Origin of the sequence: Dethiosulfatarculus sandiegensis (assembly GCF_000931935.2) — a bacterium.
Taxonomy (GTDB): domain Bacteria; phylum Desulfobacterota; class Desulfarculia; order Desulfarculales; family Desulfarculaceae; genus Dethiosulfatarculus; species Dethiosulfatarculus sandiegensis.
The window spans coordinates 80,585-96,676 of record NZ_AZAC01000029.1; the positions used below are offsets into that span (position 1 = coordinate 80,585).

The window sequence follows — 16,092 nt, forward strand, 5'->3', positions numbered from 1 at the left end:
TTTCACCCCCTTGGTTTTGTTACTGGTTTTGCGATCATGAGGTGAAATCCCGGTTTGGCTTTTTTGATTTGGTCCTTGGCCTTTGGTTCTTCATTACTGAGAGCCAGGTCCCAAAAGGCGTTCATGGACCCGCATTCAAAGATCAATCTGGCTCCCAACTCGGCCAAAAGCCTGGAGTGGTCCTCATATCTGACCAGCTCAAAGCCCGTTTTCCTAAGGCGTTCCTGTCCGTTTTGGGGAGTCACCGCCCTGGTGAAACAACATTGTAAACTCAAGTTTTTGATTTCCGGTCCGGGATTATCAAGATGGAGATCCATAATCAAAAGGAAGCCTGTGGGCTTTAGCACCCTGTGAAATTCAAGCAGGGCTTTTTCCGGGTCCTCGATCAGGCTTAAGACGCACTGGCAAAGGACCCCTTTAAGGGAATTGGCCTTTATGGGGAGGATTCTGCGGGCATTGGCTTGTATAAGAAAAAGGCCTGGATCCTGGGCTCTTGCCTGCTCAAGGTAATCAAGTCCCATATCCAGCCCCACTCCGGTCAAGGAAAATTCCCTGGTCAGAAGCCTTAAGGTGCTGCCTGTGCCGCAACCCACATCCAGGATTTTGTCCTGGGGCTTAAAACCGCAAAAAGAAAGGGCGTGGCGGGTCAACTCCGGGGTGCAGGGGCTCAGCCAGGGATGGGCCGCCTTTCTGAGGCAGGGCAGGCGATGCAGGGCAAAAGGGGGCACTATTTGTCCTCCAGAAGTTTTTCCACTTCCTGCATTTTGCCCCGGGCCAGGTCTTCCGGTATCAAGGTCAGGCCGCAGTTCGGACAACAGGGCAACTCCACCTTAAAACGGCTGCCCATGTACTCAAGTTCCACATTTTTTAACTCAAGGGCCTTGCCGCACGCCGCGCAGGTCCAGGCCAGGTCCTTTTCCGTGGCATAAAGTCCGGCCATTTAGACTCCCCTTTCAACGATGCTCATGCGATGGCAATAGGCATTGAAGATCTTAAACCCTGCGCCTTCCGGTAAATATTCAACCCAAAAAGTAACATTAAGGGGTTTGAACCCGGCGAGAAGATGCCCGCTTTCCTGGTGCTTCAGCACCTGGCCGGTTTTTTCGGCGTTTAAAAGCACTTGTTTGACGTCCTGGTCCAGAATGCGCCTTTGGTCCAGTTTTTGCCTTACATCAGGAGCCATGGTTATCTCTATTTTTTGCCAATCCGCCATTTGTGGTCCGCTTTCATGCCAAAGTTCAGCCAGGATAAGGTTTTTTAGTTTGGCCCGGTTCTCCTGCCTGGCCGACCAGCCGGGCCAGGGCCTGGCAAAGGGGTCTCCTTCCGTGGCCCGGGAAAACAAAAGTTCCAGTATATGAGCCGTGGGTTTGCCGGTTGCGGCCAGGTTATCCCTGCACATGGCGCAGTAGGTGACAAAATCCAGTTTGCTTTGGCTTGCCCTTTGTTCACTTGTTTTTTGGGCCAGGGAAGGATTGGCGCTTTGCATCAATCCACCAAAGCCGCAGCATTGGGTGTACTCGCCGCTCATCTCAAGTTCCCGGATTTTGAACCCGGCCTGGTCAAGAAGTTTTCTTACAGAATGCCTTAATTCCCGCATGTCCCTTGCGGTGCAGGGATCATGCAGGGCTAGGTGTGCATCCTGCCTTTTCAGCGGGTTTGGCGGCGGCTCATTTTGGAGCATGATTTCCCAAAGGGAGACTATCTTGGCTTGGCGAAGCCCTTTGGGCAGGGTCTGGCTGCAGGTGGGACAGGCGGTTATCAAAGAAGGTTCGCCCAATTCCCGCCAGGTTTTTAGCCTTTGATCGGCATCGTTTTCAAATTTTTCTGTTCGCCCGGCCCAATGAGCGGGTGCTCCGCAACAGCCCAGCCACAGCCCCACTTCTCCGGGAAAAATTTGGCTTAAAAATTCATAGGCCGCCTTTACGGCCAGGGGGTTGGAGGCTGCCAACTGACAGCCCGGGAAAAATACATAAGTGCTGGTTTGGGCTCCCGGGTGATGCCTCACCAAAGAACAGCCATCGCTGTTGGCCTGATCCATGTCCAGCAAGGCGAATTCATGGGCCGAAGGAGGCATTTTGCCCTTTTTCACCATGGCCTGCCTGGCCCTGATGATGATTTCGGCCATGGGAAATTCAGTGGGGCAAACCTTGGTGCAAAGCTCACACAAGGCGCAGGAGTTGATAAGGGTGTTGGCCTGGTGCTGGCCCATTACAATGGAATCGTTATTATAGATTTCCCTTAAATATTTTTTGGGATACGAGCCGAATTCCTTGAGAAAAAGACAGGATTTTACACACTCCAGGCATTGGCAGTCCAGGCAGCGGCCCGCCTCCCTTTTTGCGCCTTGCTCGTCTGTGATCTCCTGTTCCTTAACCAGGGCAGGCTTGTTTTCCTTAATCACCCTGGTCAGATTGGTGTAGAGCCTGGTTGGTATGGGACCTTGCCCGGAACGTCCGGCTGTGAGCGACACCTTTTGGGCATGCCGATCCAAGGAAACCGCGGCCCATCTTCCTTGAGCCGCCCTGAATATAAACGATTCATGATCACCTCCCGCAAACACTCCCGACTGTGTGGTGGCCCGGGTGAGCTGATCTGTGATCAGGCCGGTCTCCCGAAAAAGGTCTGCGCCCCAATCTTTCGGGTCGGATGAATCCAGGCCCAGGAAAACACCCTTGTGTTCAGTTGAAAGGCTCTGCAGGATTTCAGGCCCGGCCTGGCCCTGATCAATATGCGTGACCAGCCCCAGGCTGTTCAGGTTGTCGAGTTCATTTTCCAGGTATTGTTTCGGAAGCAGCGTCTGCTCCAGGCTGCGCAGATAAGGGGCAATCCGGGGGCCGGGTTCATAGAGGTGCACTTCATAGCCCTTGATCAGAAGATCCCAGGCGGCACAAAGGCTGGATATCCCGCTGCCCCATATGGCCAGGGAGAGTCCCTTATCCGGCAGTTTTGTCGGCGGACCGGTCCGGGGCAGGTTCTGAACCAGGTAGCGTTCCAATTTGCCAATGGCCAGGGGACTGTCCATTTCTTTGCGCAGGCAATTTTCACGGCAGGGCTCTTCGCAGATGAGCCCCAAAATCCCCGTCAAGGGCAGGGTCCGTTTTAAAAGGGCGTAGGCCTTGTCCCAATAACCCCTGGTTATGTTTTGTAAAAGTCCTCGGGCATCTACATGCAGGGGACAGGCGGCCTGACATTTGGGCGGCTCATCCTGAATGCAGACACTTTCCAGTTGCTTTAGTTCTTTTTGCTCCATGTTTTGGAGACCTTGGAGTTAGTGATTTTTGCCCATGGCTTAGTCAAAGGCAAAAAGGTTTGCGGAATAAATACCCCTTACCCGGTGGACCGGGTAAGGGGGTTGTAAAAGCTTTCAAAAGTTTTATTTGGGCATCGCGGCCAGCACTTTTTCAGGCCTGGCAGGCAGTCTCTTGATTCTGGCCCCGCAGGCGTTGTAAATGGCGTTCGATATGGAGGCGTGGGGGCTGGTCAGCGGCAACTCGCCCACTCCGGCCGCGCCAAAGGGGCCGTCTTTCCTGGGAGTCTCCACATAGATAATTTCCATGTCGTCGGGTATGTCCTTGATGTAGGGAAGGCCCGCGCCCATAAGGGTGGAGTGCTTTTTGATATCCTCGAAATCCTCGGTCAGGGCCAGGCCGATGCCCTGGGCCAGGCCGCCGTAGATCTGGCCGTCCACAACCAGCTTGTTGTTGATTTTGCCAACGTCGGCCACTAAGGTCATTTTTTCAACCGTGGTTTTGCCCGTAGCTGTTTCCACTGCAACTTCGGCCATAAAGATGCCGTACATATATACGCTGAAGGGACTGCCCTGACCGTTTTCATCGCAGTTGGTGGCCGGGGCGGTCCACTGACCCGTGATTTTGACCTCCAAGCCCGCTTTTTGCATTTCCTCATAGGAGCGGTAACCGCCTTCGGGTTTGGCCATGGCCTCAAGCAGTTTTTCGCAGGCAACCTGAATGGCCTTGCCGGTCATGACCTGGGAGCGACTGCCGCCGGCAGGCCCTGAGTTGGGGGCCCGGCTGGTGTCGTTCATGACCAGGTTGATTTGTTCCGGAGCCAGGTTCAGTGGGCGCAGGGCTTGATGGGCTGTGCCGAGAACACCGGCGTCGGCGCCCTGTCCGTGGTCCTCCCAGCAGGAATAGATGGTCACCGTGTTGTCCGGCATAAGCTCGGCCCAGGCTTCGGAAGCGTCTGGTCCGTCCAAGCCGCAGCCATAGATGCCGATGGAGACCCCCACCCCGCGCTTGACGTCCTCGGTTGAATTCTCCTTGGCATTTTTAAGGGCATCCTGGTATTTGGGCCGCAATTTATCCACCATTTCCGGCAGGGAATAGACCTCCGGCTCTTGGCCGGTGGGGGTGGTGGAACCCTTGCGGTAAACGTTTTGATAGCGCAGCTCCAAGGGGTCCTGGCCCAGTTTTTCAGCCAGCTCATCCATTAAGACTTCAGAGGCAAACTCGCTTTGAGGGGCGCCGTAACCCCGGAAGGCCGAACCCCAGGCGTGGTTGGTGCAGACAGTGCGGCCCTTGCCCCGGATGGCCGGAATATCATAGCCTGCGCCGATAAATTGGGCGCCCCTTAAGGTGAGCAGATCTCCGAACTCGGAGTAGGGGCCGTGGTCCACTGACCAGTCGCTTTCCATGGCCAAAAGTTTGCCGTTTTCATCGCTGGCAAAACGCACCTTCATAAAGAAGGGTGAGCGCTTGCCGGTATAGGTCATCTGTTGCCGATAGCTGTAAAGCAGGGAAACCGGCTTGCCGGTGGCCAGGCAGGCCACGCCCAAAAGCGCCTCCATGGTGGGGCTGAACTTGTAGCCAAAGGTGCCGCCTGCCATGCTCTGCACCATGATCAGGTCTTCCAACTCCACGCCGATGCCCGGAGCTATCATGGCCTGGTGCAGGTGAAGGCCAATGGATTTGGAATGGATGTGGAGCTTGCCGTCGCCATCCTGATAGGCGAAACCCACGTCCGGCTCCATGGGCATGTGGGGCTGACGGCCTACATAAAAATCACCTTCAATTACATTGGCCGCATTGTCAAAGATGGGAGCGGTATCCTCGCCCTTGGCCAGGTTCTGCTCGTAGTAGATGTTCGGGGTTCCGGGATGGATCTCCATGGCGTCTTCGGCCATGGCCTCAGGCGCACTCATATAGGCCGGAAGCTCTTCCAGCTCAACCTTGACCTTTTCCGCGGCGGCCAGGGCCTGGTCCCTGGTGTCGGCGCAGACTATGGCCAGGGCGTCTCCGTATTGGAAAACCTTTTCCTCGCAAAGAATGGGACGGTCCCAGCCGTCGCCCTTGTTGTCCGGGAAGGTGATAAGGCCTGTTATGCGGTTTTTGCCTTTTACATCCTTGGCTGTCACCACTTTTTGCACTCCGGGCATGGCCTCTGCCTCGGAGGTGTCAATGGCGAGGATATTGGCGTGGGAAACCTCGGCCTGGACCAGGGCCAGGGAAAGGGCGTCCGGCGGCAGTTTCAGGCTGGAGTCGGCTCCGTAGTCGCAGGTGCCGTTTGCCTTGGCCAGGGCGCTGGGCCTGGGGATTTCACCTCCCCAGATAACACCGTCGTCAGGCAGTTTGTATTCCAGGTCGCTCGCCGCTTCTTCGCCTCTCACGACCTTGGCCGCCTCAATGACCGCGTCCACAATGGGTTTGTAGCCGGTGCAGCGGCAGGCGTTTCTGTGTTTCTGGAACCAGTCCCTCACCTCTTCCCGGGAGGGATTGTCGTTTTGGTCCAAAAGGCCCTTGGCGCTGACAATAAAGCCGGGTGAACAGTAGCCGCACTGGGCCGCCCCGTGTTTCATCCAAGAGGACTGAAGGGGATGGGGCCCATCTTCGTGAGCTATGCCTTCAATGGTTGTGATGTCAGCCATATCGCTGACCTTGTCCATTTTAGTCACACAGGAGCGCACCACCTTGCCGTCCATGAGAACGCTGCAGCAGCCACACTGACCCTGGCCACAGCCGATTTTGGTGCCGGTGAGAAGAAGCTGTTCGCGCAGGACATTTACCAGCGGGGTCTTGGGATTTGCTATAACTTCGGTCGGTTTTTGGTTTATGATCAGCTTTTTTTTCAGCATATCCAAATCCTCCTTGGCGCTTTCCGCCTCCAGCCCGATTTACGGCAAAGGCTTTTCATTATTTGGGCCGGGTAAAAATCTTTTTCCGTTTCAATCCAAATTTCTTTTGGTTTTTTTCTCGGGCAAAACGGTTCGGGAGCCTTGGGGCGGCTATCAGCCCCATTGGAAAGGGATATGGGACCGGCAGTATAGCATTACTTAGTTGCTTTTTTAGTTACCGCCATGCTGTAATCCCTGCCCGGACTAAAACCATTGTAAATTAATATGTCATAGATGACACAGATGGTTATGTCATTACTGACACAAAAAGGCCAAGCTTGGCAAGGGGGAATTTTGCAGCCAAACCGGGCCGGATATGGATTCTTTTTCCAGGTTTTTTAGTAATGTTTAAAAGGTCTGTTTTATGGAGAAGTTAAGAGTTAAGCCGAGAGATTGTAATTTGAATTTTTTTTAATATGTTAATATAAACATATTAAAATACACAATAATTCTCCGCCCTGCAGAGGCATTTTCAGGAGTATCTGTTCAAAGAAAAGTTTTCCTTCCCTTGAATCTATCAGGCGCTCAAGGAGTCCACTCCTTTCTTTTTTATCAATTTGCTATAAGAATTACTGTAACAGGAGGCCTGATAAGACACCCTCTGAGGGGGGGATGGATTTGAGCCCACGCTCCCGGGAATCCGGGCGTTTTACTTATGCAACTCTTGGAGAGAAAGTTTCCCCGATTCTTTACTGAGGCAGCCGGGGCGCAAGGTGTCCTTAGTTTTTTGATTGCCGGAAGGGCGGCATCGGGCTCCTGGGATCGTTAAAGGAATGGCAGCTCCTAGCTTAAAAGCCGCAAAGCGGTTTTACGGCTCAGGTTGGCCTGGATCGAGACCGCTTCCCCGGCCCGGGTCAATAACTGGCTTTGAGCCAACAAGACCCTTTGCCGCGCCTCGTTTTCATCCCAAAGCCTGGCAACCTGTCCTCTGTCCATGAGGATAGGCGCGGTTGCCGAAAGGCTTACCCTGACCTCAGAACTCTTCTTTGGCGGCGGATTTTCCCTGGGCTGGTCTCTTTCCTGGATTGAATTGGTATTTTGCTTGCGGCCGGAAACACCGGACGGCGCATAGGGCAAAGTATGAAGTATCTTCATGGCCCTGCTCCCTTAACACGCCGTCCCGTGGCTTTTCGGAGCCTTCCCTGGAAGGTTTATTTGACTGATATTCTAATTAATTTAGCATTTTTTCGAATAACAAGCAAGCTGCTCGGCATAATAGTGTAAGTATCCTTTTCGATTTTAAGAATTGGCGTCGGCCCAGGGCAGCCGGTTTTTTTGGGCCGCGAACCAGGCCGCGCCCAATGCGCCCACCATCTCCGGAGCCTCGGCTATCAGGCAATTATCACCTAACGCCAGATTGATAAGCTGAACCATACAGGGATTTTTGGCCACCCCGCCTGAGAAGGCCAGGGGCAATTTGAGCCCCACTCTTTTAAGCATGGCGAGTGAACGCTTGGCCACTGAGTTGTGCAGGGCCAGGGCGATATCCTGAGGGCGCTTGCCCTGGGCCATCAGAGAAGTGGCCTCGCTTTCGGCAAAGACTGTGCACATGCTGTTCACAGTCACCCCCGGCCTGCCGTCCAGGGCATAATTGCCAAACTCGTCCAAAGACATTTCCATGCCGCGGGCCATGAATTCCAGGAATTTTCCGGTTCCCGCGGCACAACGGTCGTTCATCTCGAACTTCAGCAAATTTCCGTTTTCATCCAGGGTCAGGGCCTTGGTGTCCTGGCCTCCAATGTCCAATATGGAGCGACAGTCCGGAAAAAGCCTGCGTGCGCCCAGGGCATGTGCCTTTATTTCGCTTACAGTCAAGGCCTCATGATCCCGGCTGTAAAGTTTTCTTCCGTAACCGGTGACAGCCATCTCATCCCAAGACCTTCCCCGCAGAAGCTTATGACATTGGGACAGGGGATCAAAGGTAGTAGGCGTTTCTTGGCTGAAGATGATTTTCCCCTTTTCCAAAATGAGCAGCTCAATACTGCGTGAGCCGATATCCAGACCAGCGACCAACATTAGCATCTCCCCTGTATTGTCCCGTAGGGTCTATCAAACTTTTTTGCCTGTCGGCAAAGTCCGCCCGGACCCTGCCGACAGGCTTTTGACCGCCGCCTAAGGCGTGCGGATTCTCCTGAATCAGGCGATCATCTCCACAAAGGCTTCCACTCTGGTTCTCAGCTGTTCAATGTCTTCCTGGCTGTAGTCGGTCTCAAGGCGCAGGGTTTTTATCTTTTCATTTTCCAGGCTTTTCTCCAGGGGAATGGATTCTGTCTGATAGGGCTGGCAGAACTGCAGGGAATAGTGGATCACGCCCTGGGCGTTGTATCTGCCGGTCATCTCCTTTACGTGGTCCAGCCGTTCCGGATTGGGGGTGAAGATGGCGCAGTCAATTTTGAAATAGCGGTCCACCAGGGCTTCCATGAGTTCATCCAGGCTTTCCTCGCCATCTGAAACCAGGTTTCTGGTGCCCCTTTCGCCCACACAGGATTCTTCTCCCACGATCACCGCGCCGGTGGACTCTATGATCATTGGGAGTTTCCAGTTGGGAACCGCCATGGGACATCCAGAGACCATCACCCTTGGCGTGCCTTTGGCAAAAGCTCCCTTGCCTTCAGCCACTCGGGTCTCCAGTTCATCGCAGAGTTTGTTGAGCGAGGCGGTGAACCGCACAGGGTCGTCATAAAACTGCACCTGGTTGATCAAAAGGGCGTCTAAGCCCGAGATGGGGGCGGGGTCGTTTTTTCGGAGTTCATTTAAGCGGTGCAGGGCTTTTCTCTTTTCAGTAACCAGCTGGATGCCTTTTTTAAGCCGGGCCGCATCGATTGTAACGCCTGAGATTTCTTCCATTTTATGGAAAAAGCGTTTCATCTCCGCCTGCATGAGCTCTCTGGCCCTCAAGGATTTGGTCTGGGGCAGATCCATGACATAAAGAGCCGGGACCAAACCCGCCAGGGTTTCATAGGATTTCTTTTTGCCGTCGCAGGTGTTTTCCCCCACGATCAGGTCCGCACTCTCCAGGTAGGGGCAGACCTTGCCCAATTTAAAGCCAAAGGCGCTTTTGATAAGCGCACAGGTGTTTCTGGGCAGGATTTTGTCCACTTCTTCGGTGGCGAAATCCGCTCCCGTGCAGAGCCCCACCAGGATGCCGTCCACGGCCAGCACTATCTCTTCGGGAACAAAAACACAGAAGGAACCCACCACCTTTCGGCCCTCGGCTTTGGCGTCCATGAGTTCCTTGATGCGAAGCCCGTGCACCTCGCTCATCACAAAGTCAAAATAGGCCATCCCTTCCGGCCGGTTGGCCTGGCTCATGAAGACCTGTTCATAACCTTGTCCTAAAACCTCGAGTAGTTGATCGTGGGCCTGTAAATCCAGGCCCAGATCGGTCCACATCTGGGTGTAGTCGTTTTGCATTTAATGCCTCCTCTTGAATATGCTGATTATTCGGCCAAAGGCATAGGCCCAGAGCCGTTTTGGTGAACTCCTGCCGACCGCAGGCGATAACCAGATCCGGATGAAGAGGATGCGAACTTTTAGGAAAAAAGACCTGAATTAAAGGGGAAGTGGCTTTCGGCCGTTTGTCCGCACCTCATGAACCCGGGTGTGGTCCGCCTGGGTGCGTCAAGTAAAGCCAAAGAAAAAAGTCATAAAAAATCCTTTTCCGAGTATTGCTGAACAAGGCAAACATAACCTCAATATCAACCGGATGTCAAACTGCTATTAAGCGCATATGGAGCTGAAAAGCTTTTTCAGGGCTTTTTAACGGGTTTAGCCAAGGGAGGGGCGGTAAAGTGCGACCACAGCATCGCCAAAAGGGTAAGGCCAAGTCCGAGTAAAAGGGTGTATGTGCTTGGAAAAACGAGTAAACAACTGGAAGCTAAAAACGTCACCCTCATCAGCGGGTTAAGCGGCCTGGTAAATTGACCGATGACGCCTGCGGCCAGGCAGACCACCCCGATGCCTGTACTTGCCAGCCCGGCCAGGATTTCAAGGGGGGTGCCCTTGAGTAAAAGCGCGGGCTGGAAAATAAAGGCAAAAGGCACCAGAAATCCGGCAATACCCAGACGAAAGCCTTCTATGCCGGTTGCCATGGGCTCTGAACCGGCCAGGTTGGCCGCGGCAAAGGAGGTGACCGCATCAGGCGGGGTCAGGTCTGCCAAGACAGCATAGTAAAAAACAAAAAGATGGGCAGCCAGGAGGCTCACCTCAAAATTGCCCAGGGCCTGGGCCCCCACCGTGACCCCGATAATATAGGCGGCGGTGGTGGGGATGCCGGTTCCCAATACGCTTACAATCACAAATATCAGAACCATGGCCAATAAAAGGTGTCCCTGGGAGGCGCTTACCAGGATAGATCCAAAGGAAAGGGCCACGCCGGTCCTGGTCAAGACCGCCACGATCATTCCGGCCCCGGCCAAAACCGCTGCGATAAGGGCGCAGTTGACCAGGGACTTGAAAAATATGCCCAGGATTTTGGTCCGGTTGAGCCAGGTTTTTTTATCCAGAAAACTGAGTAGGATGGTCACCCAGATGGTGTGGAAAGCGGATTTGCTCGGTGAGTAGCCGCAGGCCAGGAGACTCACTATAAGCACGAAGGGCAGGATAAAATAAGACCTGCGCAAAAGGCTTTGTCCCTGGGGCCTTTGTTCTTTGTTAAGGGGGGTGATGCCCCTTTTAAGGGCGATAAAATGAACCATGCACATCACCCCGAGGTAGTAGAGCAAAGCCGGGATAACCGCCACCTTGATTATGGTGAAATAGGGCACGCCGGTGACCTCGGCCATGATAAAAGAGCCCGCGCCCATGATAGGCGGCATGATCTGGCCGCCCACCCCGCTGATCGCCTCCACGGCGGCCGATTGTTTGGCGCTGTAGCCGCTTTTTTTCATGAGGGGGATGGTGAAGGAGCCCGTGGCATAGACATTGGCCACCGTGGAGCCGGATACTGTGCCGTACAAGGCCGAGGAGACAACTGATATCTTGGCGCTGCCCCCCCTGGCCCAACCAGCCAGCCAGGTGGCCAGGCGGATGAGGAAATCCCCTGCTCCGGTGGCGGTGAGCACTCCGGCAAAGAGTATGTAAATATAAAGAATCTCAGCCGATATACCGGTCAAAAAGCCAAAGATGCCGTCGTCGCTGGGCAAATACAATATTTCTATGGCCCGGTCAAAGGAAAAGCCTTTAAAGTGAAACAGGCCGGGCCAGTACTGACAGGTGAAGAGATAGCCCATCACCAAAACCACAGTTGCCGCAAACCATTTGGAAAGGGCCCTGCGGCAAGCCTCGATAACCGCCACCCCCAACAGGGCGCCTAAGACCACCTCAAGCGGCAAGACCTCGTGAAAACCCACGAACCTGGTGTTCAGCCGTTCCGCGTCGAAAACCGTGTAAAGAGTGGCTGCGATGCAGATCAGGGCGGCTGTGATATCCAGCCAGGTGGGCCTGTGTTTTGGTGAACGGCTGGTGGCCGGGTATAAAATGAAGATTACCGGTAAGAGCAGGCACAGATGCACACCCCTGAAGATTCTGGGCTCGGGCGAACCAAATCCGGAGGTGTAGTAATGAAAAAAGCCCGCCCCCAGGGCCAGGAGATAAAGGGGGATCATCCAGTGGTTTTTAAGGGACCGCATCTGATAACCAGCTTTGCTTTAGGGATAAAGATTAAAAAGAAACGCCCGCGAAAAGAAGTGACTTTTCGCGGGGCTTTTGTCCTTTAAGCTGCCTATTTCAGGATTCCTTTTTCCTTGTAATATTTGATTGCCCCCGGATGCAGGGGAACTCCGCAGCCTGTCACGCCGTGGGCGGGTTTGTAATCCTTTAGGCTGGCGTGGACCTTGCTCACCTTGTCCACATTTTCATTGAAGGCCTTGGTCAGCCTGTAGGCCAGGTCATCGGACATATCGGCCGATACGGTGATCACGCTGCCCGAACGGGCGGTGACCACGTCGCTTTGATTTGCCGCCTTGGGATAGGTTCCTTGGGGAATAGTTCCCTTCAGGATGCCGAACTTGGCCAGCGAGTTAAGCACGTCTTCGGGAAAGGCAACCAGCTTCAGGTCGCGTCCCACCGAGGCCTCGGTGACCGAAGCGCCGGGTAGGGCCAGGAAAGTCCAGACCGCATCCACATTGTTATCCTTGAACTGGTTGGCCTGGAAGCTGTAGTTGCCCCGGGCAAAGTGAAAGTCCTTGTCTTTTAAATCCTTGATGTTGGTGTCATAGTGCTCGAGCACCCGGTCAAAGACCCACACCTCGCTGCTGCCTGCCTGGGATATGGCCATGCGGATGGGTTTCTTTTGGCCGAATATCTGATCCAGGGATTTGACTCCGCTTTCCGCACCCACATAAAAGTGGAAGTAATTCATGCTCATGCCACCGGCAATGGCCCTTAAGTTTTTCAACTTTTGGCCAAAGGGAGCCATGCCCTCATAGGCCGCCGCATTCATAAAGGGCAGGCCCCAGCCAATATCCGCCGATCCCACCGAGATAACAGCCGGGTTTTTAACTCCCCCGCCGGGGACCACTTTAATCACAATATCCGGGTCTGCCTGATGAATGATGGAGGCAATGCCGCCTGCCATGCCGTACCAGCCGCCGCCAGCCCCGCCCGCAGTCCAGGTCAGGGTTATCTGGTTTCCGGCCAGGGCGGGAGCGCAGCAAAGGATTACTCCCAATGCCAGGGTAAGGGCCAGTAATTTGCGCATGTGTTTTCCTCCCTCAGAAGGCCTCTTGCCGGCGGCCTTTTTGCAAAGATGTTTAAGGTTCATAGCCAAATATACATACTTAGCAACCCAGTTTGGCAGGTGTCAAGAAACAGTCCGTATTTTAAAGGGCTTGGAAGTAAATGAACGATTCTCGCAAGCTGGGCTTCGCCTTTTTTGAGTAATGCAACAGACTAAAATGACACGGTAAATGGGAGTTGATTTTTTGTTTTTGGCAGATTCGGGTGAAAAAATTCAAAGAGCGCCCTGCCGGGCGTCCGATAGAGCAGTTAAAAGGCGGGGAAGGTGAAAATAAATTTCCTCATAACTCAACCCTATTATCCAGCACGGGAAAAAATACTCTTAAATACCTCGATTTTTTCGGATCGGTCAGAGGAGCCTTTTTTGTTAAATTTTCTAAATTAAATAAAAGTAATTAGTTTACATTGCTTTGGTTTTGATCCGTCGGCATCAGCCTCGGTAAAACCTATCGAAAAAATCGGGGAATCTTTTTAGTTAATTAGACTTAACTATCTGATTGCAGCTGGGAAAAATGACGCATTCAATTAACCTAATCGTAACATTTGTGAGCGTTGCCTGTCACACAGCCGGGGTACACTCCTGCCATCTGAAAAAAGGGGAAGCATAAGTTTTTGAACCTGCCACAGGCAGGTCACAGGTAGGCAAAATGGTCTCACTTTTGCCTGGATTCAGGGCGGAATCAGGTTTTCTCAACATGTTACCAGGACCGCCGCCGATTTGCGGTCCAACTCCGGCGCTGGTGTGAAATGGCTCTTATCCAAGATCAAACAGAACAATTCCCCATGGTCCATATGGGTTGGGATAATGCCTTGAAAAACGGCTTTTCCGGTTCAAAAGATGCGCCGAACGCCCTGCCCAAACGCCTGGAAAAACTGATCTCACCCTCTCACCCCTTGGCCCTTTTCTGGATCAGTGTCAAGTCGTTTGCCCTTTTTGAAAGGCTTTACGGCCCGGATGCAGGCGAACAGGTCATGTTGAGCCTGGAAAATATCCTGGGCCGGATCATTCAGGATATCCTTTCAGGCACCCGCTTGGTGGTTATGGAGAGGATGGATCGGGAGTCATTGATAATCCTTTTCCAAAACGGTGATCACACCCTGGACCAGATGATGGATAAGGCCATCAACCTGCGCATGACCGCCAAGAGCATGCTGAATGAAAAGGTGGTCGGTTTGACCGGCAACGGCCTTAACCTGGATGTGGGCTGCTCTGAGGTGGAGTTTGACGCTCATGACAACCTTTTCAAAAAAATTTTTCAGGCTGCCGACGATGCCAAGCAAATGGCCAGGGGCATATTGGATGAAAAGAGCCTGCCCCTTATGGCAGAGTTTCGGGCCCTGCTGAAGGATTCCGGGCTTTATGCGGTTTATCAGCCCATTGTTAATTTGCAGTCCGGGGGTGTTCTGGGCTGGGAGTCGCTGGCCAGGGGGCCGCGCAGGGGTTTTTTCAGATCCCCTGCGGTTATGTTTGATTTTGCCGAGGAGGTGGGCCAGCTCTTTCCCCTGGAAAGGACCTGTCGCAAAAGAGGCATCCAAGGCCTTGGCGGACTGGCGGCCGGGCAGAAGCTTTTTCTGAATATTCATCCCAAGACCATGGCTGACCCGGATTTCCGCCGGGGTGAAACAAAGATGATCCTGGATAAACTCGGCATAAGCCCCACTGATGTGGTCTTTGAGATTACAGAACGCCATTCTATTAAAGATTTCGGGCTGTTTTACCGCACCTTGCAGCATTATCGCTCCCAGGGATTCAAGGTGGCCATAGATGACGCAGGCACTGGTTTCTCAGGCTTGAACCGCATAGCCAGACTGAAGCCGGATTTTCTGAAAACCGATATGAGCCTGGTCAGGGGCATTGACTCAAACCCCGTGCAAAGGGCCTTGATGGAAACCTTTGTCACCTTTGCCGATAAGATAGGTTGCTCTGTCATAGCGGAGGGTATTGAGAGCGAGGCCGAGTTGTCCTGCCTGGCCTCCATGGGGGTTCATTACGGTCAGGGGTTTTATATCGCCCGTCCGGCCACACCCAAACCCCGGATCGAATTCATCCCGCCGCCTACCGCGGCTTCTCTGCACCAGGGAGGCTGGAAATGTTCCATCCCCCTTTTCGAGTTAATGGAACCCGCGCCTTTTGCCCATCCCAAGAGCACGGTGCGGGAGGTAAAGGTCTTGATGGACCGTCATCCCATGACGGGAGTGGTGGTTGTAAAGGATGAAAGGCCGGTGGGGCTGGCCATGAGTCACACCCTGGACCGCCAACTCGGCACCCAATACGGCACAGCCCTTTATTACGACCGTCCGGTATCGGCTGTAATGGATTCCTCGCCCCTGGTGGCCGAAGGCAGCATGCCGGTTGAATCGGTGGCGACCAAGGCCATGGCCAGGGAGCGTTTCAAGCTCTATGACCACATTGTGGTTACCGGCGGGGGCAAGTTCAAGGGCGTGGTAAGCGTGCAGAAGATGCTAGACGCCCTGGCCAGGGTTCAGGTGGAGATGGCCAAAGGCGCCAATCCGCTTACCGGCCTGCCGGGCAACCTGGCCCTGGAGGCTGAGATTGAAAAAAGATGCCGGAGCCGGGAACTCACCAGCATTGTTTATGTGGATCTGGATAACTTCAAGATCTTTAACGATACCTATGGCTTTGAATCCGGGGACAAGGTCTTGCGCCTTTTGTCGGATATCCTGAGTTGGGCCTGCCGCCGTCATGGTCGGGGCTACACCTTTGTGGGCCACATCGGGGGGGATGACTTTGTGATCATGAGTGAAGCCCGCAGTGTGGAGAGAATCTGCCGGGGCGTGGTGCGTTGCTTTAAACGGCTGGTGAAAAAGCTTTACAGCCCCCAGGATGCCAGGCTGGGCTATGTGAAAGCCAAGGGCCGGGACGGCAGGGAAGGCAGATTCCCCCTGGTTTCCGTCTCCATGGGCATCATGGATATATCGGGCAAAGGCACCTGTGATCTGGCCGCCATAAGTCACCGGGCGGCAGAGGTTAAAAAATACGCCAAATCCAAAAAGGGAAGCGTCTACGTAAGAGACCGCAGAAAACCCTTGGGTGAGCCGGACGCCTAGGCAGATCCCGTTTTCCTTGGTTTTTCACCTTCCATTCATAAGATGAGCCACTGCCTTTGACTTAACTTGAGCGCTTCTTATTCCTTTTCCCATTTTATCGACACCTTTTCGTTGCAAAGTCTTCACCCTTTGGAAACCCAAAAAAATAGTCACGG

The 16,092-nt window shown here is 53.6% G+C and carries 11 protein-coding genes; 2 read left to right on the forward strand and 9 right to left on the reverse strand.

Annotated features, from left to right (window positions below; all coding sequences use genetic code 11):
• Positions 1-2: 2 nt before the first annotated feature.
• From trsM to X474_RS16605, 9 genes are all read right to left on the reverse strand, one after another.
• Positions 3-728 (reverse strand): DVU_1556 family methyltransferase, encoded by a 726-nt coding sequence (gene trsM / locus X474_RS16560; protein WP_044350469.1) that lies wholly within the window; start codon positions 726-728, stop codon positions 3-5.
• Positions 728-940 carry a DVU_1557 family redox protein gene (locus X474_RS16565; RefSeq protein WP_044350470.1) on the reverse strand — a complete coding sequence of 71 codons (213 nt, stop codon included), beginning with the start codon at positions 938-940 and terminating at the stop codon, positions 728-730. Before X474_RS16565 ends, trsM begins: the two co-directional genes overlap by 1 nt.
• Positions 941-3,250, reverse strand: a complete 2,310-nt coding sequence (locus X474_RS16570; protein ID WP_044350471.1) for a pyridine nucleotide-disulfide oxidoreductase/dicluster-binding protein — start codon at positions 3,248-3,250, stop codon at positions 941-943.
• Between the two features lie 123 nt (positions 3,251-3,373).
• Positions 3,374-6,091, reverse strand: a complete 2,718-nt coding sequence (locus X474_RS16575; protein WP_044350473.1) for a molybdopterin-dependent aldehyde oxidoreductase — start codon at positions 6,089-6,091, stop codon at positions 3,374-3,376.
• Positions 6,092-6,913: 822 nt separating this feature from the next.
• Complete coding sequence (locus tag X474_RS16585; RefSeq protein WP_044350476.1) at positions 6,914-7,225, reverse strand: hypothetical protein; 312 nt, start codon at positions 7,223-7,225, stop codon at positions 6,914-6,916.
• Between the two features lie 144 nt (positions 7,226-7,369).
• On the reverse strand, positions 7,370-8,146 hold the full coding sequence (locus tag X474_RS16590) for an acyl-CoA dehydratase activase (protein WP_044350477.1): 777 nt from the start codon (positions 8,144-8,146) through the stop codon (positions 7,370-7,372).
• Positions 8,147-8,266: 120 nt separating this feature from the next.
• Positions 8,267-9,544: a double-cubane-cluster-containing anaerobic reductase gene (locus X474_RS16595; RefSeq protein ID WP_044350479.1), complete on the reverse strand. Its 1,278-nt coding sequence runs from the start codon at positions 9,542-9,544 to the stop codon at positions 8,267-8,269.
• Positions 9,545-9,879: 335 nt separating this feature from the next.
• Positions 9,880-11,760 (reverse strand): TRAP transporter permease, encoded by a 1,881-nt coding sequence (locus X474_RS16600; protein ID WP_044350481.1) that lies wholly within the window; start codon positions 11,758-11,760, stop codon positions 9,880-9,882.
• Between the two features lie 92 nt (positions 11,761-11,852).
• Positions 11,853-12,830 (reverse strand): TAXI family TRAP transporter solute-binding subunit, encoded by a 978-nt coding sequence (locus X474_RS16605; RefSeq protein WP_197282155.1) that lies wholly within the window; start codon positions 12,828-12,830, stop codon positions 11,853-11,855.
• A gap of 242 nt (positions 12,831-13,072) precedes the next feature.
• On the opposite strand from X474_RS16605, the gene X474_RS16610 reads away from it, so the two are divergent.
• Both X474_RS16610 and X474_RS16615 read left to right on the forward strand, forming a co-directional pair.
• Positions 13,073-13,267 carry a hypothetical protein gene (locus X474_RS16610; RefSeq protein WP_156360810.1) on the forward strand — a complete coding sequence of 65 codons (195 nt, stop codon included), beginning with the start codon at positions 13,073-13,075 and terminating at the stop codon, positions 13,265-13,267.
• 348 nt (positions 13,268-13,615) lie between these two features.
• Positions 13,616-15,937 (forward strand): GGDEF domain-containing protein, encoded by a 2,322-nt coding sequence (locus X474_RS16615; RefSeq protein ID WP_052515321.1) that lies wholly within the window; start codon positions 13,616-13,618, stop codon positions 15,935-15,937.
• Positions 15,938-16,092 lie beyond the last annotated feature (155 nt).